This window comes from Mycolicibacterium xanthum (genome assembly GCF_019710635.1).
GTDB classification, from domain to species: Bacteria; Actinomycetota; Actinomycetes; order Mycobacteriales; family Mycobacteriaceae; genus Mycobacterium; species Mycobacterium xanthum.
The window spans coordinates 41,953-63,494 of record NZ_JAIFZS010000008.1; the positions used below are offsets into that span (position 1 = coordinate 41,953).

A 21,542-nucleotide genomic window follows, 5' to 3' on the forward strand; every position below is an offset into this window, starting at 1 on the left:
CTGACGGCACGTCCCGCCGGGCTCGTCGTCCTCCTGCGACAGGACCCTCACCCGCTCGATCCGGTGCGGGTGAGGGTCCTGCCGCAGACTCATACGCGAACGCCGATTCCGCTCGGGAGGACGATGAGCACCGACACCGAAGTACGCACCGCCGTGGTCTTCGTGCACGGTCTGCTCGAACGCAGGCCCATGGACACCTTTGACGCCTTCGCCAAGACGGTGCTGACCCCGCGCGACGGGCGCTGGGAGCACTAGCCGTTGCCGCTGGAGCTCACCGACTCGTATGAGGCGCGGCGCTACGTCTCGCCGTCGGCGGGAGCCGACCTGTTCGAGTACGACTGGTCGTATCTGATGACGAGCACCCGGTATGCGGGGTTCGTGCCGGCGTTGGCGAGGGTGTTTCTGCGGCTGCCGCGCCACGTGCCCGACCAGTTGTTCGGCATCTGGCGCCTGGCCTGGACGGTGCTCCTCGTCCCGCTGGCACTGCTGGTCGGATTGTTGATGTTCGGGGGCTATTTCCTGCATTCCGGCGTGGCCGGGTGGATCGTCGGGCTGGTCACCAGCGTGGTGGTGCTGAGCATCGGACTCGCGGTACTCCGCACCGCACCGCGGGTGCTGACCCGCAGCTTTCTGACGACCGGCTTTGTCAACGTCGCCCGCTACTTCGACCCCGCGCCGGACTCCCACGCGGTCCGGCACGCGATCCGCGGGGGCCTTGTCGATCTGCTGTACTCGCTGCACCAGGGCCGTTATGCACGCATCGTCGTGATGGGACACGGCATCGGTGGCTGTATCGCCTACGACGCGCTGACGACACTGTGGGCGGAGACGCACGAACTCCACGCCGGATCGGATGAGACCGCCTCCACCGGCCTGCCCTCGTTGGGCCGTCTCGAAGAGGCCGCCGACGGTCTGGCGGCCGGCCCGGCAACCGACGGCGCGGTCGAGGAGTTCCAGGCCATGCAGTTGGCCCTGTGGCAGGACCTCCGTACGGTGGGCAACCCCTGGCTGGTAACCGATTTCGTCACCCTCGGGACACCGATGGTGTTCGCTGACCTGTTGCTGGCGCGGCCGCCCATGCTCAGCGGCCTCAGCCGCGCCGACGGCCGGCGGCGTGAGTTGTTCGACAGGCTGACCCGACGGGGTGTGGTGGTCCGTTGCCCACCCCGGTCCGAGGCGCTGCCCGTCGACGTCGCCGGGTACGGCCCCGCGAGCTACCGCTCGGGCACCGGGGGAACACCGACGGTGCTGGGCGCGCAGTCCCCGTTCGCCGTGACCCGCTGGACCAACCTGTGGTTTCCGGTGCGCCGCGGCAGCATTCGGGGTGACTGGTTCGGCGGCGGGCTCGGCGCGTTGTTCGGGCCGGGCATCCGCGACATCGCGGTCAGCGGCAACATGCCCGCACGTCTGCGCCCGGGGGCGGCCCAGACCCAATATTTCAAGCACCCCGATCGCGACGGCGAGGGCGACGTGGCTTTCCACCTTCGCGGGGTGCTTGCGCTCGCGGATCGCGCGATGCTCGCCGCATCGCTGGCCGCGCCTACGCCCGATCCCGCAACCATCGGCAGGGTCGTGCACCGGTCATGGCAGCGCAGCATGTGACCGACGCTGTCAGACCCCTGGGGCGCAGCTGCTCCAACGGCCAATCGCACCAGCCGAGAGGGGAGACTGCACGCAGCCGACGGGGCCAGGCCGGTACCTGATGGGGGAGATCAGAACCCGAACCGGGGAAGGCCGATCCCTGGCAAACCAATCGGTGGTGGCGGGGGCAGTTGGGGTAGGCCGATGGGTGGTGGCGGAGGGAGTTGGGGTAGGCCGATGGGTGGTGGCGGAGGGAGTTGGGGTAGGCCGATGGGTGGTGGCGGAGGGAGTTGGGGTAGGCCGATGGGTGGTGGCGGAGGGAGTTGGGGTAGGCCGATGGGTGGTGGCGGAGGGAGTTGGGGTAGGCCGATGGGTGGTGGCGGAGGGAGTTGGGGTAGGCCGATGGGTGGTGGCGGAGGGAGTTGGGGTAGGCCGATGGGTGGTGGCGGAGGGAGTTGGGGTAGGCCGATGGGTGGTGGCGGAGGGAGTTGGGGTAGGCCGATGGGTGGTGGCGGAGGGAGTTGGGGTAGGCCGATGGGTGGTGGCGGAGGGAGTTGGGGTAGGCCGATGGGTGGTGGCGGAGGGAGTTGGGGTAGGCCGATGGGTGGTGGCGGAGGGAGTTGGGGTAGGCCGATGGGTGGTGGCGGAGGGAGTTGGGGTAGGCCGATGGGTGGTGGCGGAGGGAGTTGGGGTAGGCCGATGGGTGGTGGCGGAGGGAGTTGGGGTAGGCCGATGGGTGGTGGCGGAGGGAGTTGGGGTAGGCCGATGGGTGGTGGCGGAGGGAGTTGGGGTAGGCCGATGGGTGGTGGCGGAGGGAGTTGGGGTAGGCCGATGGGTGGTGGCGGAGGGAGTTGGGGTAGGCCGATGGGTGGTGGCGGAGGGAGTTGGGGTAGGCCGATGGGTGGTGGCGGAGGGAGTTGGGGTAGGCCGATGGGTGGTGGCGGAGGGAGTTGGGGTAGGCCGATGGGTGGTGGCGGAGGGAGTTGGGGTAGGCCGATGGGTGGTGGCGGAGGGAGTTGGGGTAGGCCGATGGGTGGTGGCGGAGGGAGTTGGGGTAGGCCGATGGGTGGTAACTGCGGTGCGCTCAGAGCGGGCACGGCGGACGCGCCCCAGGCCGGCGCCACACCAAGTGCTGGCAGTGTGCTGGACGACAACGGGCTCCCAGTGTTCTGCGCCAACAGAAAGATCAAACTGGATCCTGCGCCCGACGCAGCGGCGGGCAACGTCCCCGCAGCACTGTTGGCGATCGGGTTGGCGATACTGGTGGCCACCTGGCCCGCCGTGTTCTGCACTGCAGCGGCAGTGGCCTCGTCCACTCGCCGTCCCACGTTGTCGTTGAACGCTTGTGTCACGCTGTCAAGGAAGGTCTGCAGGTCAGAAGCAGGCTTCGCTTCTTCGTCGCGTTGTCGATCGACGGCGGGTGCGATGGCGTCGTCTTCGCTCGGAGCCGCCAGCGCTTGACCGCCCCCAGCCAACAGCATGCCGACGCACAACGATGTGGTGGCGGCCGCCCGCACGGCGGAATATCGAAGGCCCATCGTCGACTCCCATGTTTGACGTCCGTCCATAGTACGGTCCACCAGCAAATCCGGGTCGCCGCATCGTTTGACGACGCGGGATTGAAGCCCGGCGGAGCGGTCTGCTTCAGACGGCGGCCCGGGCGCTGCTCGTGCGGCACGCGCCACTCGGAACGAAGGTCGACATCACCGTGGACGGGGTGCGCCAGGCCCGTCGGAAGACGCACTTTGGCTCGCGGCACGCTCGACGATGCCGGACAACTTCATGTCATCGATTGCTCGCTCGAACACTGCGCGCAGGCTCTGCTTGGTGTTCGGCGATCCGACGATCCAGGCGCCGACGGTGACGAAAATCTGGTCGTGCACCCGGCCGGAGGCCAGGTAGACGTATCCGCCCATCCGGTCGAGGATCCCGGTGGTGATCTGCGGCTCCAGCAGCCGGAAGGATATGTGATCGGCGTCGGTGCCGTCCGGCCGGTTCACCGCCGGGTGGAGATCACCGAGGTTCGAGCACCCGGTCGGATGGCCCACGCTGCCGACCATCATCTCCAGTCGGCGGACCAACCGCCGCGGCGTGAACGGCACCAACGGCAAGGGCGCCATCAGCTTCTTCGAGGTTTCGTCCAGGGCCGACAAAGCGCTCTTCATCTCCGCACGGATAGCGGACAGATTGCTTGGCGCCATGTCCGGATCGACGTTCACCATCACCGCGGTCAAGGCGTTGGCGCGGGTATCACCTTCGGTGCGTTCGCTCACCGGCCAGGAGAGGTTCACCCGACCGCCTTTGTCGGTCCGCCCGACGAGCTGTGACAGCCGGGCGGCCAGTCCGGCGAACAGCGAATTACTGGTCCCGCCGAGAGCGTCCGCACGCCGATCCCACTCGTCGATGTCGAAGTACGCCGCGATCGTCGGAGCCACCACCGGATGATCGTCGGCGGTGGTCGGCTTCGCGCCGGTCGTCCTTATCGACATGGCCACGTCGCCACTTTCGGCGCGGGCGATGCGAATACTGGCAGTCGCCGCCCGAGCGGCATCCGGCAGGGCACGCATCGTCGCGCGTGCGTCCTCGGATAGCGCCCGCCGCCGGCTGCGCGAACCGGCCGGCGGATAGCCGAGATCCCATGTTTCGTCCAATACCGCGTCACGAATGGCCAGGCTCATCCCCAGTGCATCGGCAACCGAATGCGAGGCAACCATCGTCACGGCGGCACCACCCTCGATCAGCGGCTGCACCCCGATATGCCAGGCGGGACCCCACTGCGGGTCGATAGGCACGCACACCCGCTCGTCGGCCCAGTCCCACACCTGCTCCCGACTCCGCTCGGCGGCCGCAATGGCCACATCGGCGGGACCGGGCGAGGTGACCCAGCGATGCCTGCCGAACGGAAGGGGTGAGGTTTCGATCCGCCTGCCCAGCAGACCCCGCCCGAGATTGCGCTGGAACCGCCGTAGCCCGTCGATGTCCACGGGGCGGTCATAGATCCAGGTGAACTGCATCAACGGTCCCCGGCCGAGCGCCCGCAGCCCCAGGAAGGACCCCTGGTCGATATAGGCCAGCGTGTTGTCCACGGGCGCCATGCTAATGGGCGACGTGCCGCCCTTGACGTTGTTGAGTCGGCCGGTGCAGCCGTCGACAAGACGCGACGGTCAGAGCGCGTCTGGCACAGTCACTCCGGCTGGGCGGGGAAGCGCGGAGACGACACGCGACCCGCACACCTGCGCGCGGAGACGACGCGATGGAGGCCGCCACCAGCCGGGGCGCCCGGCCCAAGGCCTTCCCGGCTCAGGGGGGCGATTTCGCACCTCGGAACCGACCTTGATCGTCGGCGCCGGGCGCCGGTCCGACCGATGCGATCTTCGCGGTGGTGCCGCTCTACCCCCGGTGGCCGTGTGCGGCGGTAGTCCAGAGCCGCCTGAAGCAGCGGCCTGGCAGGACATGGCGCGAAGAGTCAGGGGCGTTTGTCGGGTCGCCCTTGCCGGGCTCGGCGGCTTGTCGGCCATGGGAGCGGCCCACTGGGCTTCGGCTCTCGACGCACATTGCGGGTCAGCTGTGAGTGCCCCTGATCAGTTGCGGCAGGGCACGGGTTGAAGGTCATCTCCAGATTCTGGCCTGGTCGCTCGCAGGGGGCCGGGCCAGCGGCTGACCGGCGCCTGGGAGATCCCCGGTGATCATGCTGCAGAAGCGGTACATCGGCAGGTCGAAGACGCGATTGCCCATCGTTTCCCCGACGAAGTGTCCGAGCCGTTCCGCAACGATGAACAAGATCATGAGCGCGAAACCGCGGAAATCGCGCCGACCTCATCGTCTGTGCTTTCCAGCCTGTTGAAGAAGACCGTGATTCCGACGAACCGCGCCAGCAGCCGCGCCAGCAGCTGGGTGAGCATGCCGACGTGGATGGGGATCGGTTGACTGCGTATCCGCTCCAGCCCGCTTGGAGCCGATACCAGGGCTGATGCCCGGCGTACGGGACCATTCGAGCCGTCGAACGTCTGGTCGCAGGTGGTGCGGGTGTTGGCTTAACTGTGTTCGATGAGAAGTTCTTCGAGTGCTGTAAGAAACGCCTGTCAGCATCGCGAACGTGGACTCCTCACCTCGTTCGGGATTCCGTCGGGCCGCCGCGGCATCGTGGGCGCTGACCGGCCTCGGGATCATGGGTATCGCCGGCGCATCCGTCGTCTGCTATGTCGACACCCTCAAACCGGTGTCGGCCAGCACACCGCCAGATGGCGTTCGCCTTGCGACCGAAGAAGGGGCCGAAGACGCAGGACTGAATCCGGCCCCGAACATCGGGCCGGTACCCGAAGACGATGCAGTCGATCCGCCCGAGACTTGGTTGACGACGGCGCCCCCGGCGCCACCGGAGTACGTCCCGCAGACGACTGTCGAGCAGGCGCCGGAGTACACCCAGACGCCGGAGTACACCCAGGCGCCGGAGTACACCCCTCAGACAACCGTTGACCAGGCACCGGTCATCATTGAGGCGGCGCCGCCCACGGTGAAAAAACCCACGTCGACGACCCACCGGCGGCAGTCCACGACCACGCGGCTGGCTCCGAGCTACTCACCTCCCGTCGTCAGGTCCCGCGGCTCATGAACGTTTCCACCGCAGACCCCGCAAACCTCGACACGCCGGCCCCCGCGACCACCGAGTGGCAGCGGTGGACTACCAGCATGACGGTCGCCGTCACCGATCCGGACCGCCTCGCTGCCGCACGCTTCGAAGTCGATGCCGGACTCGACGCCGTCGAGCGCGCCGCGTCGCGGTTCCGGCCGGACTCCGAAATCAACGCGCTCGCAACGTCGGCCGGCCGGCCGACCCTGGTGAGTGAAGTGCTGGCGGAGATCCTGGATGCGGCGCTGGCGGCGGCTCGGCTGACCGATGGCGACGTCGACCCGACCATCGGCGCCGCGATAGTCGCGCTCGGCTACGACCGGGACTTCGGCGAACTGGACCGGGCCGATCCATTGGCCGCGTCGATGACGATGCCGGCGACGTGGTCGATGGTGGGGCTGCACGGCCGAACCGTCACCGTGCCACCGGGAGTTGTGCTCGACCTCGGCGCGACGGCGAAGGCCGTCGCCGCCGACCGGTGCGCCCGGCGCGTGCACCGGGCCACCGGCAGCGGGGTGCTGGTCAGCCTCGGCGGTGACATCGCCACCGCCGGACCGGCACCCGAGGGTGGCTGGCCGGTTGTGGTCCACGACCACGACGACGACCCCGCCAGTTCGGTGGCACTGCCCCCCGGGGCCGCGCTGGCCACATCGAGTACCGTTCGCCGCCGATGGGGGCACGGGCCGACCCTGGTGCACCACATCCTCGACCCGCGGACGCGCCGACCGGCCGATCCCGTGTGGCGCACGGTCAGCGTGGCCGCGCAGACATGTCTTACCGCCAACACGATCAGCACCGCCGCCGTCGTGCGGGGCTGGCGCGCGCTGGATTGGATCGACTCGCTGGGTATCGCCGCCCGGCTGGTGGATCGAGACCGCACCGTCCACACCGTCGGCGGATGGCCGGCCCCCGAACCGGGGGGCCGGAGATGACCGACGAAGCCTTGTGGGCCCTGGGCCGCGGCACCGGTATCACGGCGCTGGCCTTCATGACGGTCGCCGTGGCATTGGGCATCGCCACCCGCTCGGGACGCCCCCTGCTGACCCTGCCGCGGTTCGCCGTTGCCGATGTCCACCGCTTCGCCGCGCTGGGTGCGACGCTCCTCGTGGTGCTGCACATGACGCTGCTGTTCTTAGATCCGTACGCGCAGCTCCGGATCGTCGATTTCGTTGTGCCGTTCCTTGGTGCCTACCGGCCGCTGTGGCTCGGCCTCGGCACGCTCGCCGTCGATCTCCTCGCGGTGATCATCGTTACCAGCCTGCTGCGCAACCGAATTGGTAGGCGGGGCTTCCGCGTAGTGCACTGGTCGACGTACGCGTTGTGGCCGGCCGCTCTGGCGCACGCGCTCGGGAGCGGATCGGACACCGGCTATCGATGGTTTCTGTTGTTCGCCGGGAGTTGTGCATTGATCGTCGCCGCATCAGTCGGGTGGCGGTTGCGGGCCGACTACGTCGAGTACGCAGTCGAGAGAAGATCGGCGCAATCGCGATGACAACAGCGCAACGCACTCCGGAACCGCAGGCGCTGCCCCGCCTGTTGGCCGCGCAGGGGCCCGGGCTTGCCGAACACCAAAGGCGCTTCGGTGGCGCCATGCCCCGGTTCGGCAGGCGGGACCTGATTGGGCTCGTCGAGAAGGCCGGTCTGACCGGGCGCGGCGGCGGCGGTTTTCCCACCGCCCGCAAGATCGCCGCGGTCACCGGCCACAAGCCGGTGGTGGTGGCCAACGGCGCCGAGGGCGAACCGCTGAGCAGTAAGGACGCCGTGCTGCTCACCCGGGCGCCGCATCTGGTGCTCGACGGACTGGGTGCGGTCGCGCATGCCCTCGGCGCCGACAAGGTCTACCTGTATCTGCCCTCCCACGCCGTTGCGGCGGTGCGGCACGCGCTCGCCGAACGACGGACGGCGAGACTCGACCGGCACGCGGTGACGATCGTCGACGCACCGGACACATTCGTCGCGGGGGAGGAGTCGGCCGTTGTCCGGCGGATCGAGGGCGGACCCGCGCTGCCGCGCGATCGCCGGGTCATCACGGCCGTGGCCGGGGTGCGCGGACGGCCCACCCTGGTCAACAACGTCGAAACCCTGGCCCACATCGGGTTGATCGCCCGGTTCGGCCCGGGCTGGTTCCGCTCCGTGGGCGATCCGGCCGAACCCGGCACCATGCTGGTCACGCTGTCCGGCGCGGTGACCAGCCGCCGGGTCGTCGAAGTACCCACCGGCGAGCCCCTGACCAGCGTGATCTCCCGGGGCGGCGGCACCGACCCGCACACCGTGCGCGCGGTGCTGCTCGGCGGCTATCACGGCGGCTGGCTCCCGGCGCGGGCATTGGACGGGGCGCACCTGTCGCGGACATCCCTGGCGCCGCTCGGGGCGAGCCCCGGAGCCGGCATCGTCCACGTGCTGGGGCGCACAGAATGCGGACTGGCGCACACCGCGAACATCGTCGGCTATCTGGAGTCCCAGGGCGCCCGCCAGTGCGGTCCGTGCCGCAACGGCCTGCCCCGGCTGGCCCGGCTGTGCCATGACCTCGCCTACGGCCGGGCCGACGACAGCCTCATTGCGGAGCTGCGCCGTACGGTCGGCCTGGTCGACGGCCGCGGCTCGTGCCGGCACCCTGACGGAACCGCACGTTTGGTCCGCAGCGCACTCGACGCGTTCGCCGCCGATATCGAACACCATCGCCTGCGGCGTTGCGACGCCACACTGGAAACGGGGTCCGATCCCCACGACCGCCCACGTGACCGACGAACGAATTGGGTACCGATATGACGACCGTCGCCAAGAACGCCCGACTGCACATCGACTGGACACGCTGCGACGGCCGCGGGCTGTGCGCCGAACTCCTCCCGAAGCTGCTCGGCCGCGATGATTGGGGTTACCCGGTCGTCCGCGACGGCGCACGCGAACCGCTGATACCGCGCGAGGCGCGGACCTACGCGCGGGCCGCCGTCAACCGGTGCCCGCGACAAGCGCTGTCATTGGCGGCCTCGCCACCGAAAGCCAAGCGGGCGCGTTGACACCCATACAGCCCGACCACCGATCTCAGCGTTGAGGACCTTTGGTCATGGCTGACGGCGGATCGGCGTGGCACCCTCACAGTGTGTCCACGCCGATCGCCGAGGCCGCACTGCTGGTGGTGGAGGACGACCGCGCGCTCAGCTCGATGCTCGCCGAACTGTTCACCGGGCAGGGCTACCGTGTCGACACGGCCTACGACGGTCAGCAGGGGCTGCACCGCGGGCTCACCGGGGCCTACGACGCATTGATCGTCGACCGTGGGCTGCCGGTGATGGACGGCATCGATCTCGTCGCGCTGCTGCGCGCGCGTGGAGTCACCACACCGGCGCTGGTGCTGACCGCGCGCGGGTCCCTGGACGACCGGGTGGCAGGCCTCGACGCGGGTGCGCACGACTACCTGGTCAAGCCGTTCGAGGTACCGGAGCTGATGGCCCGGGTGCGGGCATTGCTGCGGCGCACGACCGGCGCGGACAGCGTCGTGAGCGCCGGGGGGTTGCGGCTGGACCGGGTGAGCAGACGGGTATCCGGCCACACCCCGGCCGGCGCCGAGGTGGAGCTGTCCGAACGTGAGGCGGCGCTGCTGGCCACCTTGATGGGTGCGCCCAGGCGGGTGTTCAGTCGCGGTCAGCTGCTCGATTCGGTGTTCGACGGCGCAGAGACTCCCGGCGCAGTCGACTCCTATGTCCACTACCTGCGGCGCAAGCTCGGCAAGCAAGTGGTACGCACCGTGCACCGGACCGGCTACCGATTCGGCCTCGAGTGAGAATCTGGCCCCGGATCGTCGCCGGGCGCGCCGCGCCGCCCGCGCCGGCCAGCGACCTGACCGTCGTGCGGCGCGCAGGGCGTATTGCTGCATTCCAGGCGTCACTGGCCCTGGCGGCGGTGCTCCTGGTCGTGGGCGCGATGGTGTTCGCCGTGGACGTGCGGGTGCAGAACCGCCAGATCAGCACCCAGCTGGAGCAGGTCGCCGCGACGGCCGACGACGTTTACGACCCGCCGCCCGGCATGGAGCTGGTCCTGCGGGACGACGACGGCAGGGTGTCGACCAGCGCTGGCGGCGCACCGGGAGTCGGGTTGCTCTCGGGTCCAACGGGTTTCGCCGATGCCGGGTCCGGTGATGCCACCTTCCGGGCGCTGGTGGTGGACCGGCCCGAACTCCGCGTGGTGGCGATGCTGGACATGGCGCCGTACCGGGCCGCTCGCAATCGGCTGCTGCTGTCGCTCGCGGCTGCCGAGCTGGCCGGGATTCTGGCGTCGATCGCCGTGGTCGGGCTCTACACCCGCCGATCCGTACGTCCCCTGATGCAGGCGCTTGCGTTGCAGCGCCGGTTCGTCGCCGATGCGTCACACGAGCTGCGGGCGCCGTTGACGGTCTTGCACACCAGAGCGCAGATGCTGGCGCAACGGGTGGGTAGCGGCGATCGCCGCGAACTGCAACACGATGCCGATGCGGTGGTGGCCGACACCCGAGCGCTCGGCGGGGTCGTCGAGGACCTCCTCGCCTCGGCCACCATGACGGCCGGAGGTACGCCACAGGAACGGGTCGATATCGCCGCGGTCGCGGAAGCGGTGCGGGACAGCATGGCGCCCTACGCCGAATCCCTGGGCATCACAATCTGTTTCGAGTCGACCGAATCCGATGACGGCGCGCCGTTGGAGGTCATGGGGTCGCACACCGCGCTGCGTCGCGCACTCACGTCACTGATCGACAACGCACTCGCCCACGAGGATGACGGCGGAACCGTCGACGTGAGGGTCCGCCGCGACGGGGCCGTGGTCCAAGTGAGCGTTGCCGATGACGGGGTGGGTATCGACAAGGCGGCCATGGCGACACTGTTCAACCGGTTCGCGCACGGCGGCCCGAACAGCGGCCGTAGGCCGCGCGAGCCACACGGTATCGGGCTCGCCCTGGTTCGGGAGATCGCCCAGGCCCACGGCGGGGACATCTTGGTGGCGTCACGACCCGGGCGCGGTGCGACTTTCACGCTGACGCTGCCCGCGGCCTGATCCGGGTCTTCACATGTGTGGGACGTCGACATCGCCGGCACAGCGATAGCGCCTACCTTGACCGTGCGCGGCTGGGAGCGGCCGCCGATGGTCGTCGGCCGAGAATCGATCTGCCCGATCTAAAGCTGCATCGCCACGCACGGCTGGTGCGTTGGCCGATCCGCTGCTGGCGTGAGGACACCGAACAGCCGGGGAACCCGGCGATCGCGTGACGGCACAGCATCCGGCAATGGTGGAACGTAGATGGTTGGAAGACTTCGCGATCGCTTGGCGGACAGCCGACCGACTCCGGCGCAGAGATGGTCCCGAGGGCGACTTGCGTTACGGCTCGGTCCATATCCCGGGCGTCGTCGTGGGCGTCGTCGTGGGCGTCGTCGTGGGCGGCGGCGTGGCGTGGGGCTTGGAGTGCGCGCGGCTGTTGCGCGGAGATCTGCGGGCAGACGATCTGAGCCCATCGAGTGGGTGGTCTTGCCCACCACGCGTCCGCGAATTGGGTAGATCTTCCGATGCCCCCGGCAGGGCCCCTTCTTAACGTGGAGGTGGAGGCCGAAAATGACTACCCAACACATCGAGACCCTGATCATCGGCGCCGGCCAGGCCGGGCTGTCGACCGCCTACCATCTGCGGCGGATGGACCGGCCGATGCTGATCGTGGACCGCAACGCCCGCATCGGCGACAACTGGCGAGGCCACTACGACTCGTTGAGGCTCTACACCCCGGCGAAGTACAGCGGGCTGCCGGGCCTGCCGTTCCCCGCGGATCCCTGGTACTTCCCGGGCAAGGACGACGTTGCCGACTACCTGGAGGAATACGCGCGAACATTCGATCTGCCGGTGCGCACGAACACGGCGGTGGATCGGTTGTCCACCGACGCGGCGGGACGCTTCGTCGCAAGCCTGGGTGCCGACACCCTCACCTGCGACAACGTCGTCGTGGCTACCGGAACGTTCGGGCGCAGCCCGAATGTGCCCGAGTTCGCCGACCAACTCGCACCCGGCATCCGTCAGCTGCATTCGAGCCAGTACCGAGGTCCACATCAGCTCGACGACGGCCCGGTGCTCGTCGTCGGCGCCTCACATTCCGGTACCGACATCGCGTACGAGCTCGCCGCAGATCGGACCACGATGCTCGTCGGACGGGACTGCGGCCAGATCCCGGTGCGGTGGGATTCGCCCGCGCTGCATCTGGTCCTGCCCGTGCTCAGGTTCGTGTGGCGTCATGTCCTGACCCGGCGCACGCCGATGGGGCGCAAGGAGATGGCCGCCGTGCGCGCCCACGGGGGGCCGATGATCCGGGTGAAGCGCAGCGATCTGGCCGACCGCGGGGTGCGCAGGCTCACCACGCGCATCGCCGGCGTCCGCAACGGCCTACCGGTGGCCGCCGACGGCAGCGTCCTCGATGTCCGTAACGTCATCTGGTGCACGGGTTTTCGTCAGAAGTTCGATTGGATTGATCTTCCGGTGCTCGACCAAGACGGCTGGCCGGAGGAATACCGTGGTGTGGTACGCAACCAGCCCGGTCTGTACTTCTGTGGGCTCAGCTTCCAGTTCTCGTTCGGGTCGATGCTGTTTTTCGGGGTGGGCCGCGACGCCGAGTACGTGGCCCGGCGCGTCGCCGAGCGCAGCGGCATTCGGCAAGTGGCGTGAGCTGGTCCGCTCGGGCGTAGGGTGGGTGTCGGGTGAGTCGTATTGAGCAGCGAACCAGGTGTTCCGGACGTCGTTTCGCATCTGCTCAGCGCTCGGGCGGCATTCGAACGCCGGGACTGGGCTGCGGCGCGCCGACGCCTTGCCGACCTCGACCCCGCGGACCTCGGCGATGACGATTGTGCGCAGCTGGCCGCGGTCGCCTGCCTGACCGGCCGGAGTAATGACTGCATCCAAACATTGCAGCGCGCATACCAGATCCGCGTCGACGACGGAGCCGAGATCGCGGCGGCCCGTTGTGCGTTCTGGCTGGCCAACGTGTTGCAGACCAGGGGTGAAACGGCGATCGCCGGCGGATGGCTGGCCCGAATGCGGAGAATTCTCGACGGCGTCCCCGGCGACGTCGTCGAGCGTGGCTACCTCGAACTCCTGACGATGATGCGGCACGTCGGCACCGGTGACTTCGCCGCTGCCGCCGAATGCGCCGGGCGGGTCACCGACTACGGGCAACGGTTCGACGACGCGAACCTGCTTGCGGTCGGGATGTCGGCACAGGGTCGGCTCACGATGTACCTCGGAGACGTCCGCGAGGGCGTAGCGCTGCTCGACGAAGCCATGGCCGGTGTCTCCGCCGGTGCGATCTCGCCGTTGTTCGCCGGTCAGGTCTACTGCCTGATGATCGAGGCGTGCCAGGAGATCTCGGATTTCGGTCGGGCGGCCCAATGGACGATGGCGCTCAGCGAATGGTGTGACGAGCAGCCCGGGCTGTTGATGTTCACCGGCCAGTGTGCGGTGCACCGCGGGCAGATCATGCGGATTCGGGGCCGCTACCGGGAGGCGCTGGGCGAGTTCGCGCGTGCCGTCGAACGCTATCGGCGAAGCTCTATGACAGCGCCTGTCGGGCTGGCGCTCGGTGAGCGCGGAGACGTGCTGCGCATGCTGGGGGAGTTCGAGGTGGCCGACGAGGCGTATCGACAGGCGCGGGAGAGCGGCCATGAACCACAACCCGGGCTGGCCCTGCTGTGGCTGGCCCAGGAGCGAACCACCGCCGCCGTCAACGCCATTCGGCGCCTGCTGACCGAACGCCGCGACGACGTCGGCAGGTCGCAACTGCTACCCGCCGCCATCCGGATCCTGCTCGCCGCGGGGGAGCGGGACGAAGCCGCACGCTTGAGCGTCGAACTGGGACAGATCGCCTCGCGTTTCGGCAGTGCCGCTCTGACGGCCGCTGCGGGCTACGCCACGGGAACCGTTGCCGCGGCGTGTGGCGATCTGGCCACGGCCCTGCCGGAGTTGCGATCGGCGAAACACCGGTGGGCCGCTCTCGACGTCCCCTATGAGGCGGCCCGTTGCGGCGTCGCATTGGGGATGGCGCTGCGGGCAGTGGGTGACCAGGACTCGGCGAGCGCCGAACTCTCGTCCGCCCAGCACATATTCGCCGAGTTGGGCACGGTGCCCGACGCACGCGAGGTGCAGGAGCTGGTGACGCGCGGCGCGGACGTTCCCGGCGGGCTCAGCGAACGTGAGGTCGAGGTGCTCGCCCTGGTCGCCCGAGGGCAGACGAATGCCGAGGTCGCCATGACACTGTCGCTCAGTGAGAAGACGGTGGCCCGGCATCTCTCCAACATCTTCAGCAAACTCGACGTTCCGTCGCGCACGGCCGCGGCCGCGTTCGCGTTCGACCACCACATCGTCTGACCGTGGTGGGTGTGGCTCGGGTGGCCTTGGGGATGCCGCCGAACCGGGTCCACGTAGCGCCCGTTCCGCGACAACGGAGTGGTCGGCTCGCCCGGTGTGCGCTGCCTCTCGGCCCTGGCAGATGCCGTCCGCGCCCCGCGGGGACGAGGGTGTGGGCCGCGTGGCGGTACCGACATGGCACAGAGTCACGGCCTGTCGAAAGGTTGCTCGGCCTACGAATCCGCCAATACCCGGAGTGTGCAGTGGAGCGGGCGACGGGAATCGAACCCGCGTAGCTAGTTTGGAAGACTAGGGCTCTACCATTGAGCTACGCCCGCATGTACTGCTCGAGCTGACAGTACCGGCAGACTGTACCGGCCCCGACCACCTCAAATCCAATCGGTCCACCCGGGACGGTGCATTGTGGTTCCGCCGAGGTCAGCACGTAGTATCGCCGGTGGTCTGGCGCTGCATGCCCGCGTGCGCGTCCACGACCGGGGTGTAGCGCAGCTTGGTAGCGCATCCGCTTTGGGAGCGGAAGGCCGCAGGTTCAAATCCTGTCACCCCGACCAGCACCACCAACCCCATCAGCGATAGAGGAGTACCAACGTGAAGAGCACCGTCGAGAAGTTGAGCCCGACGCGGGTTCGCATCAACGTGGAGGTGCCCTTCACAGAGCTCGAACCCGACATCGACCGGGCGTTCAAGCAGCTCGCCAAGCAGGTCCGGCTGCCCGGTTTCCGCCCGGGCAAGGCCCCCCGCAAGCTGCTGGAGGCCCGGGTGGGCCGCGGCGCGGTGCTCGAGCAGGTCGTCAACGACGCGCTGCCGGGCCGCTACAGCGAGGCCGTCACCTCGTCGTCGTTGCAGCCCCTCGGCCAGCCCGAGATCGAGGTCACCAAGCTCGCCGACAACGAGGAACTGGTCTTCACCGCCGAGGTGGACATCCGTCCCGAGATCGAGCTGCCGGACCTGACGGCGCTGGGCATCACCGTCGACCCGATCGCCGTTGCCGACGAGGATGTCGACACCGAACTCGAGGCGCTGCAGAAGCGGTTCGGCACCCTGACCGGTGCGGATCGGGCCGCCGAGACCGGAGACTTCGTCTCCATCGACCTGTCGGCCACCGTCGGCGGCCAGGACGTGCCCGAGGCCGCGACCGAGGGGTTGTCGCACGAGGTCGGCTCGGGTCAGCTGATCGAGGGCCTCGACGACGCGATCGTCGGGCTCGCCGAAGGCGAGAGCCGGGTGTTCACCACCACGCTGGTCGCCGGCGAGCACGCCGGGCAGGAGGCGCAGGTCACCGTCACCGTCAAGTCGGTCAAGCGGCGTGAGCTGCCCGAGCTTGACGACGATTTCGCCCAGCTGGCCAGCGAGTTCGACACCATCGACGAGCTGCGCGACGACCTGCGCGGCAAGGTCGGGCAGGCCAAGCGCATCCAGCAGGCCGAGCAGATCCGGGACAAGGCCATCGAGGTTCTGCTCGAGCAGGTCGAGGTGCCGCTGCCGGAGAAGATCGTGCAGGGGCAGGTCGACGACACCCTGCACAACGCCATCCACGCGCTCGACCACGACGAGGACAAGTTCGCCGACGCGCTTGCCGAGCAGGGCAGCAGTCGCGAGGAGTTCGACGCGGACAACCGCAGCAATGCGGAGAAGGCGGTCAAGACCCAGCTGCTGATGGATGCCATCGCCGACCAGCTGGAGATCCAGGTCGGTCAGAACGACCTGACCGAGCGCCTGGTGCTGATGTCGCGGCAGTACGGCCTGGAGCCCCAGCAGCTGCTGCAGGTGCTGCAGCAGAACAATCAGCTGCCGGCGATGTTCGCCGACGTCCGTCGTGGCCTGACCGTGGCCGCGGTCGTGCACGGCGCCACCGTCACCGACACCGAGGGCACCGTGATCGACACCACCGAGTTCTTCGGCCCGTCCGGTGAGCAGGCCGAGGCGCCCGCCGCAGCGGAGGCCGAGACCGGTACCGAAACGGCTGCTGACGAGGAGACGGCCGAGGACGACGACGTCGCCGAGGCCGCCGAAGCGTCCGGCGGGGCCGACGACACCAAGTGACGCTCTGAGCGAACGCACGCCGTCTGGGGACTCCCCGGCGGCGTGCGTTGGTTAGGGTCATCCGTAAGACGGTCACCGCGTCGGAAGTACATATAGAAAGCAGGTATCCAGTCGTGACTGACATGCGTGGCGCCTCTCCCGGCCTCAACCTTGTCGACTCGGTATATGAGCGGTTGCTGTCCGAGCGGATCATCTTCCTGGGTTCGCAGGTCGACGACGACATCGCCAACCGGCTGTGCGCGCAGATCCTGCTGCTCTCCGCCGAGGATCCGACCAAGGACATCCACCTCTACATCAACTCGCCCGGCGGCTCGATCAGCGCCGGTATGGCGATCTACGACACCATGGTGCTGGCACCGTGCGACGTCGCGACCTACGCGATGGGGATGGCGGCCTCGATGGGCGAGTTCCTGTTGGCCGCCGGGACCAAGGGCAAGCGCTACGCACTGCCGCATGCGCGGATCCTGATGCACCAGCCGCTGGGCGGAATCACCGGCGGCGCGGCCGACATCGCCATCCAGGCCGAGCAGTTCGCGGTGATCAAGAAGGAGATGTTCCGGCTCAACGCCGAGTTCACCGGGCAGACCATCGAGCGCATCGAGGCCGACTCCGACCGCGACCGCTGGTTCACCGCCCCGGAAGCCCTGGAGTACGGCTTCGTCGACCACATCATCACCAGCGTCAACTTCAACGGAGCGAACCCCTCATGATCGACCCCAGGACCACCCCCCAGGCCCGCTACATCCTCCCGTCGTTCATCGAGCACTCCAGCTTCGGCGTCAAGGAGTCCAACCCGTACAACAAGCTGTTCGAGGAGCGCATCATCTTCCTCGGCGTGCAGGTGGACGACGCGTCGGCCAACGACATCATGGCCCAGCTGCTGGTGCTCGAGTCGCTGGATCCCGACCGCGACATCACCATGTACATCAACTCGCCCGGTGGTTCGTTCACCAGCCTGATGGCGATCTACGACACCATGCAGTACGTGCGCGCCGACATCCAGACCGTGTGCCTGGGGCAGGCCGCCTCGGCGGCCGCGGTGCTGCTGGCCGCGGGCACCCCCGGTAAGCGCATGGCCCTGCCCAACGCGCGGGTGCTGATCCACCAGCCGGCGCTGGGCGGCGTCATCCAGGGCCAGTTCTCCGACCTGGAGATCCAGGCCGCCGAGATCGAGCGGATGCGGTCGCTGATGGAGCACACCCTGGCCCGGCATACCGGCAAGGACGCCGAGGTCATCCGCAAGGACACCGACCGCGACAAGATCCTGACCGCCGAGGCGGCCAAGGAGTACGGCATCATCGACACGGTGCTGGAGTACCGCAAGCTGTCGGCGCAGACCGCCTGATCCGGTTCAGCCGTTGCTGTAGATCCGGGTCGGTGCGATGAGCACGGCGGTGCGGCGCTGCTCGCGCATGATGCGGTCGTATTCGTCCCAGTCGTCGTGGGTTCCGCCCGCGGCCGAGAACACGTCGCGCAACAGGCGCGCAAGCGCTTCGGGCGAGTCCAGCCAGGGCCGGTGGTCGTCGGGGCCGGCCAACTCGGCGCGGCCCTCGACGGTGGCCCACTGCCAGCCCTGCCGGAAGGTCACCGCGATCTGGGGCCGGGCCCGCAGATTCGCCAGCTTCACCCGGCCGTAGGTGACAAACCCGAGCGCGGGTTCACCGGTCCCCGGGTGTGTCAGCGGTCCCGCGTTGATCAGCGACGACTGGATGGTCTGGTCGGCCCGCAGGGTCGAGACCACGGCGAGGCCGCTCTCGTCGCGGGCCAGGGCGAAGGCTTCGTCGAGGGTGACCATGTCCGGAGGTTACGCCGGGCGGACCCGGTCGCCGCCAGCCGATCGGTACCGTGGACGATAACTCCCGGAGCGGTAACGGCGGCGACACGCCAGGGACACGGTCGCGCGTTCCGCGGCCACGGGGAACGTGTCAGGCGATATGTTGGCGCAACCACACTTGAATACCACCGACGCGATTCGCCTTTATCGGTCGCACCGCGCCGGAAAGTACGGGTAGCGTCGGGGTATTCCGGTGCGACCCACCGAACTGAATGATCGTGACAGCAGACAGGAAGTAGGACCCCAGCACCATGGCACGCATTGGAGACGGCGGCGACCTGCTGAAGTGCTCGTTCTGCGGCAAGAGCCAGAAGCAGGTGAAGAAGCTCATCGCGGGACCGGGCGTCTACATCTGCGACGAGTGCATCGACCTGTGCAACGAGATCATCGAAGAGGAACTCGCCGACGCCGACGACGTCAAGCTCGACGAGCTGCCCAAGCCCGCCGAGATCCGCGACTTCCTCGAGGGCTACGTCATCGGTCAGGACACGGCGAAGCGCACGCTGGCGGTGGCCGTCTACAACCACTACAAGCGCATCCAGGCCGGGGAGAAGATGCGCGACTCGCGCTCCGAGCCCGTCGAGCTGGCCAAGTCCAACATCCTGATGCTCGGCCCCACCGGGTGTGGCAAGACCTATCTGGCGCAGACGCTGGCCAAGATGCTCAACGTCCCGTTCGCCATCGCCGACGCGACGGCGCTCACCGAGGCCGGCTATGTCGGTGAGGACGTCGAGAACATCCTGCTCAAGCTGATCCAGGCCGCCGACTACGACGTCAAGCGCGCCGAGACCGGCATCATCTACATCGACGAGGTCGACAAGATCGCCCGCAAGAGCGAGAACCCGTCGATCACCCGCGACGTCTCCGGCGAGGGTGTGCAGCAGGCGCTGCTGAAGATCCTGGAGGGCACCCAGGCCTCGGTGCCCCCGCAGGGTGGCCGCAAGCATCCGCATCAGGAGTTCATCCAGATCGACACCACCAACGTCCTTTTCATCGTGGCGGGGGCGTTCGCGGGTCTGGAGAAGATCGTCTCCGACCGGGTCGGCAAACGCGGCCTGGGATTCGGCGCCGAGGTGCACTCGAAGGCCGAGATCGACACCCAGGACCACTTCGCCGAGGTCATGCCCGAGGATCTGATCAAGTTCGGGCTCATCCCCGAGTTCATCGGCCGGTTGCCGGTGGTCGCCTCGGTGACCAACCTGGACAAGGACTCGCTTGTGCAGATCCTGTCCCAGCCGAAGAACGCGCTGGTCAAGCAGTACACCAGGCTCTTCGACATGGACGGCGTGGAGCTGGAGTTCAGCACCGACGCGCTGGAGGCGATCGCCGATCAGGCCATTCACCGGGGCACCGGTGCGCGCGGCCTGCGCGCCATCATGGAGGAGGTTCTCCTCCCGGTGATGTACGACATCCCGAGCCGCGACGACGTCGCCAAGGTGGTCGTCACCAAGGAGACCGTCGAGGACAACGTGCTGCCCACCATCGTGCCGCGCAAGCCGTCGCGCAGCGAGCGCCGCGACAAGTCCGCCTGACGACGATCAAGCGGCGAGGGACGAGCCGCGTTGTGGGGGTACCACCCGCTTGCGGGGGAGAGTCGGGCGATTGAGCACCGCCTAGTCCCGCCCGGGGCCGGCCGTCTCGGCCGGCTCCTCGGTGTCCTCCGGCTGGAAAACCTCGCACAACGCGCTGGCCAGGCCCCACAGCAGGAACACTGCGACGGCCAGATACTGCAGTTCGACGATCATGATCGGAGTCTTTCGCCGGGCCCGCCCGCGCACCCGCGTAGGCCGCTACTCGACTTTCGGCGGGAGGGCGGACCCGCCGTTGCGATCGCCCGTTCGGCGATGACCTCGTCGAGCAGCGCGGCGATCTCGGCAACCCCGTCACGACGCGCGAAGGCCGCCTCCAGCCGGCGGGCGTTCTGCAGGAATCCGGCCTCGGTGCGGACCCGCCGGACCGCGTCCTGCACCGCCGCGGCGGTCGGCGTCGCGGTCCCCAGGTCGATGCCCGCCCCCGACCACGCGACCCGGGCGGCGACCTCCGGTCTGTCCCCGGTGCCGCCGGCCACCACGCAGGGCACCCCGGCCGACAGGGCGTGCTGCACCGCGCCGTAACCGCCGTTGGTCACCACCACGTCGACCCTCGGCAGCAGCCGGTCGTGGGGGATGTACTCGGCGGCATGGGTGTTGGCGGGCAGCGGCAACCCGATGGCGTTCACGTCGCGCCCGCCGGTGCTGACCACCACGGTGACGTCCTCGTCGGCCAGCGCGGCGATCGTCGGCCCGACGAGCCGGGTCAGGTCGCGGTTGTCCACGGTGCCTTGCGTGACGTGGACGACGGGCCGCTCAGCGGAAAGCAGCGGCCACCACGACGGCGCGGTGAAACGGCGTGCCGGCCGGGGTCGGACCAGTCCGACGAATCGCACGGTGTCGGGCAGATCGCTGCGCGGGTACTCGAAGCTCTCCACGGTCGGCACGATCAGGCGCTGCGCCAGCAGGCCCGCGTCGAGCAGCGGTACGGGCAGCGGCCCGGCGCCCAGCGACTTCAGCATCCGGTCGGTGGCACGTTGCGCGGTGCCCGACAGGACCCGCCGCGACAGCATCAGCGGGGTCGTGGTGTAGAGCAGCACCGGTGGCCCGTCCGGGCGGTCACCGAGCAACAGCGGCAGGACCCCGAAGAACCCGTGATCGGCGAGGACGGCGTCATAGCGTTCGGTGGCCAGCGCCCGGTCGAGTTCGGTGGACTGGGCGGCCATCGAACGCAGGAACGGCCGGATGACCGCCCGGTTGAGCGCGTCCACCCCGGCACGGGCCGCGCGCTGCGACGCGTCGGGGTCCGCATCGGCGGGCAGCGGATGTGGTCGAGCGCCGAGGACTCGGATCGCCGCGGTGTGGGTGGCGCCGGTCATCACGGTGACCCGGTTGCCCCGGCAGACCAGATCCTCGGCCACGGCCAGCAGCGGACCGGCATGCCCGGCGGGTGACAGCGCGGCGATGAGGACGGTGGCCATCAGCGTCTTCCGAGACGGTGGACCATGACGTCGATGCTCGCCGAGCGCCGTCCCGCCGGCTTGGAGGTTGTCTGGAG

Annotated in this window: 20 protein-coding genes and 2 tRNA genes; 17 read left to right on the forward strand and 5 right to left on the reverse strand. The window is 68.8% G+C overall.

The genetic code is table 11. The features are described from left to right. Positions 1-123 precede the first annotated feature (123 nt). Positions 124-255 (forward strand): hypothetical protein, encoded by a 132-nt coding sequence (locus tag JDV09_RS26530; protein ID WP_255604837.1) that lies wholly within the window; start codon positions 124-126, stop codon positions 253-255. Positions 256-258: 3 nt separating this feature from the next. Continuing rightward, positions 259-1,602: a hypothetical protein gene (locus JDV09_RS04565; RefSeq protein WP_255604839.1), complete on the forward strand. Its 1,344-nt coding sequence runs from the start codon at positions 259-261 to the stop codon at positions 1,600-1,602. Positions 1,603-3,284: 1,682 nt separating this feature from the next. On the opposite strand, the gene JDV09_RS04570 is transcribed toward JDV09_RS04565, so the two are convergent. Continuing rightward, a complete protein-coding gene (locus tag JDV09_RS04570; RefSeq protein WP_221367933.1) occupies positions 3,285-4,676 on the reverse strand; it encodes a hypothetical protein in 1,392 nt (463 codons plus the stop codon). Between the two features lie 655 nt (positions 4,677-5,331). On the opposite strand from JDV09_RS04570, the gene JDV09_RS04575 reads away from it, so the two are divergent. The 10 genes from JDV09_RS04575 to JDV09_RS04620 all read left to right on the forward strand — a co-directional run bounded on the left by JDV09_RS04575 (position 5,332) and on the right by JDV09_RS04620 (position 14,578). Next, on the forward strand, positions 5,332-5,508 hold the full coding sequence (locus JDV09_RS04575; protein ID WP_221367934.1) for a hypothetical protein: 177 nt from the start codon (positions 5,332-5,334) through the stop codon (positions 5,506-5,508). A gap of 169 nt (positions 5,509-5,677) precedes the next feature. Then, positions 5,678-6,193 (forward strand): hypothetical protein, encoded by a 516-nt coding sequence (locus tag JDV09_RS04580; RefSeq protein ID WP_221367935.1) that lies wholly within the window; start codon positions 5,678-5,680, stop codon positions 6,191-6,193. Between the two features lie 77 nt (positions 6,194-6,270). After that, on the forward strand, positions 6,271-7,143 hold the full coding sequence (locus JDV09_RS04585; RefSeq protein WP_255604840.1) for an FAD:protein FMN transferase: 873 nt from the start codon (positions 6,271-6,273) through the stop codon (positions 7,141-7,143). Further along, a complete protein-coding gene (locus tag JDV09_RS04590; protein WP_221367937.1) occupies positions 7,140-7,703 on the forward strand; it encodes a ferric reductase-like transmembrane domain-containing protein in 564 nt (187 codons plus the stop codon). The genes JDV09_RS04585 and JDV09_RS04590 overlap by 4 nt, the downstream gene beginning before the upstream one ends. Then, positions 7,700-8,980, forward strand: coding sequence for an NADH-ubiquinone oxidoreductase-F iron-sulfur binding region domain-containing protein (locus JDV09_RS04595; protein ID WP_221367938.1), 1,281 nt, complete (start codon positions 7,700-7,702; stop codon positions 8,978-8,980). Before JDV09_RS04590 ends, JDV09_RS04595 begins: the two co-directional genes overlap by 4 nt. Next, positions 8,977-9,228 (forward strand): ferredoxin, encoded by a 252-nt coding sequence (locus JDV09_RS04600; RefSeq protein ID WP_221367939.1) that lies wholly within the window; start codon positions 8,977-8,979, stop codon positions 9,226-9,228. Before JDV09_RS04595 ends, JDV09_RS04600 begins: the two co-directional genes overlap by 4 nt. 83 nt (positions 9,229-9,311) lie before the next feature. Further along, complete coding sequence (locus tag JDV09_RS04605; protein WP_308124004.1) at positions 9,312-9,992, forward strand: response regulator transcription factor; 681 nt, start codon at positions 9,312-9,314, stop codon at positions 9,990-9,992. Further along, positions 9,989-11,236 (forward strand): sensor histidine kinase, encoded by a 1,248-nt coding sequence (locus JDV09_RS04610; RefSeq protein WP_308124005.1) that lies wholly within the window; start codon positions 9,989-9,991, stop codon positions 11,234-11,236. The genes JDV09_RS04605 and JDV09_RS04610 overlap by 4 nt, the downstream gene beginning before the upstream one ends. Before the next feature lie 552 nt (positions 11,237-11,788). After that, entirely contained in the window at positions 11,789-12,883 is a 1,095-nt protein-coding gene (locus JDV09_RS04615) for a flavin-containing monooxygenase (protein WP_221367941.1), read from the forward strand. Between the two features lie 42 nt (positions 12,884-12,925). Continuing rightward, a complete protein-coding gene (locus tag JDV09_RS04620; protein ID WP_221367942.1) occupies positions 12,926-14,578 on the forward strand; it encodes a helix-turn-helix transcriptional regulator in 1,653 nt (550 codons plus the stop codon). Positions 14,579-14,821: 243 nt separating this feature from the next. Here the strand turns inward: JDV09_RS04620 and JDV09_RS04625 are convergent. After that, positions 14,822-14,895 (reverse strand) — tRNA-Gly (locus JDV09_RS04625). Between the two features lie 157 nt (positions 14,896-15,052). On the opposite strand from JDV09_RS04625, the gene JDV09_RS04630 reads away from it, so the two are divergent. From JDV09_RS04630 to clpP2, 4 genes are all read left to right on the forward strand, one after another. After that, a tRNA-Pro gene (locus JDV09_RS04630) sits at positions 15,053-15,129 on the forward strand. A gap of 37 nt (positions 15,130-15,166) precedes the next feature. Next, positions 15,167-16,621: a trigger factor gene (gene tig, locus JDV09_RS04635; protein ID WP_221367943.1), complete on the forward strand. Its 1,455-nt coding sequence runs from the start codon at positions 15,167-15,169 to the stop codon at positions 16,619-16,621. Between the two features lie 122 nt (positions 16,622-16,743). Beyond that, a complete protein-coding gene (locus tag JDV09_RS04640; protein WP_221368216.1) occupies positions 16,744-17,331 on the forward strand; it encodes an ATP-dependent Clp protease proteolytic subunit in 588 nt (195 codons plus the stop codon). Then, the gene (gene clpP2 / locus JDV09_RS04645; RefSeq protein WP_221367944.1) at positions 17,328-17,966 is read left to right on the forward strand and encodes an ATP-dependent CLP protease proteolytic subunit ClpP2; all 639 of its coding nucleotides are present in this window, start codon (positions 17,328-17,330) and stop codon (positions 17,964-17,966) included. Before JDV09_RS04640 ends, clpP2 begins: the two co-directional genes overlap by 4 nt. A gap of 6 nt (positions 17,967-17,972) precedes the next feature. Here the strand turns inward: clpP2 and JDV09_RS04650 are convergent, their stop codons facing one another. Continuing rightward, a complete protein-coding gene (locus tag JDV09_RS04650; RefSeq protein ID WP_221367945.1) occupies positions 17,973-18,416 on the reverse strand; it encodes a TIGR03618 family F420-dependent PPOX class oxidoreductase in 444 nt (147 codons plus the stop codon). A gap of 290 nt (positions 18,417-18,706) precedes the next feature. Here JDV09_RS04650 and clpX point away from each other — a divergent pair, with 290 nt between their 5' ends. Further along, complete coding sequence (clpX, locus tag JDV09_RS04655) at positions 18,707-19,987, forward strand: ATP-dependent Clp protease ATP-binding subunit ClpX (protein WP_221367946.1); 1,281 nt, start codon at positions 18,707-18,709, stop codon at positions 19,985-19,987. 81 nt (positions 19,988-20,068) lie between these two features. On the opposite strand, the gene JDV09_RS26540 is transcribed toward clpX, so the two are convergent. Together JDV09_RS26540 and JDV09_RS04660 are read right to left on the reverse strand one after the other, a co-directional pair. After that, complete coding sequence (locus tag JDV09_RS26540) at positions 20,069-20,200, reverse strand: hypothetical protein (RefSeq protein ID WP_255604841.1); 132 nt, start codon at positions 20,198-20,200, stop codon at positions 20,069-20,071. Beyond that, positions 20,197-21,465: a glycosyltransferase gene (locus JDV09_RS04660; protein WP_221367947.1), complete on the reverse strand. Its 1,269-nt coding sequence runs from the start codon at positions 21,463-21,465 to the stop codon at positions 20,197-20,199. Before JDV09_RS04660 ends, JDV09_RS26540 begins: the two co-directional genes overlap by 4 nt. Between the last annotated feature and the right edge of the window lie 77 nt (positions 21,466-21,542).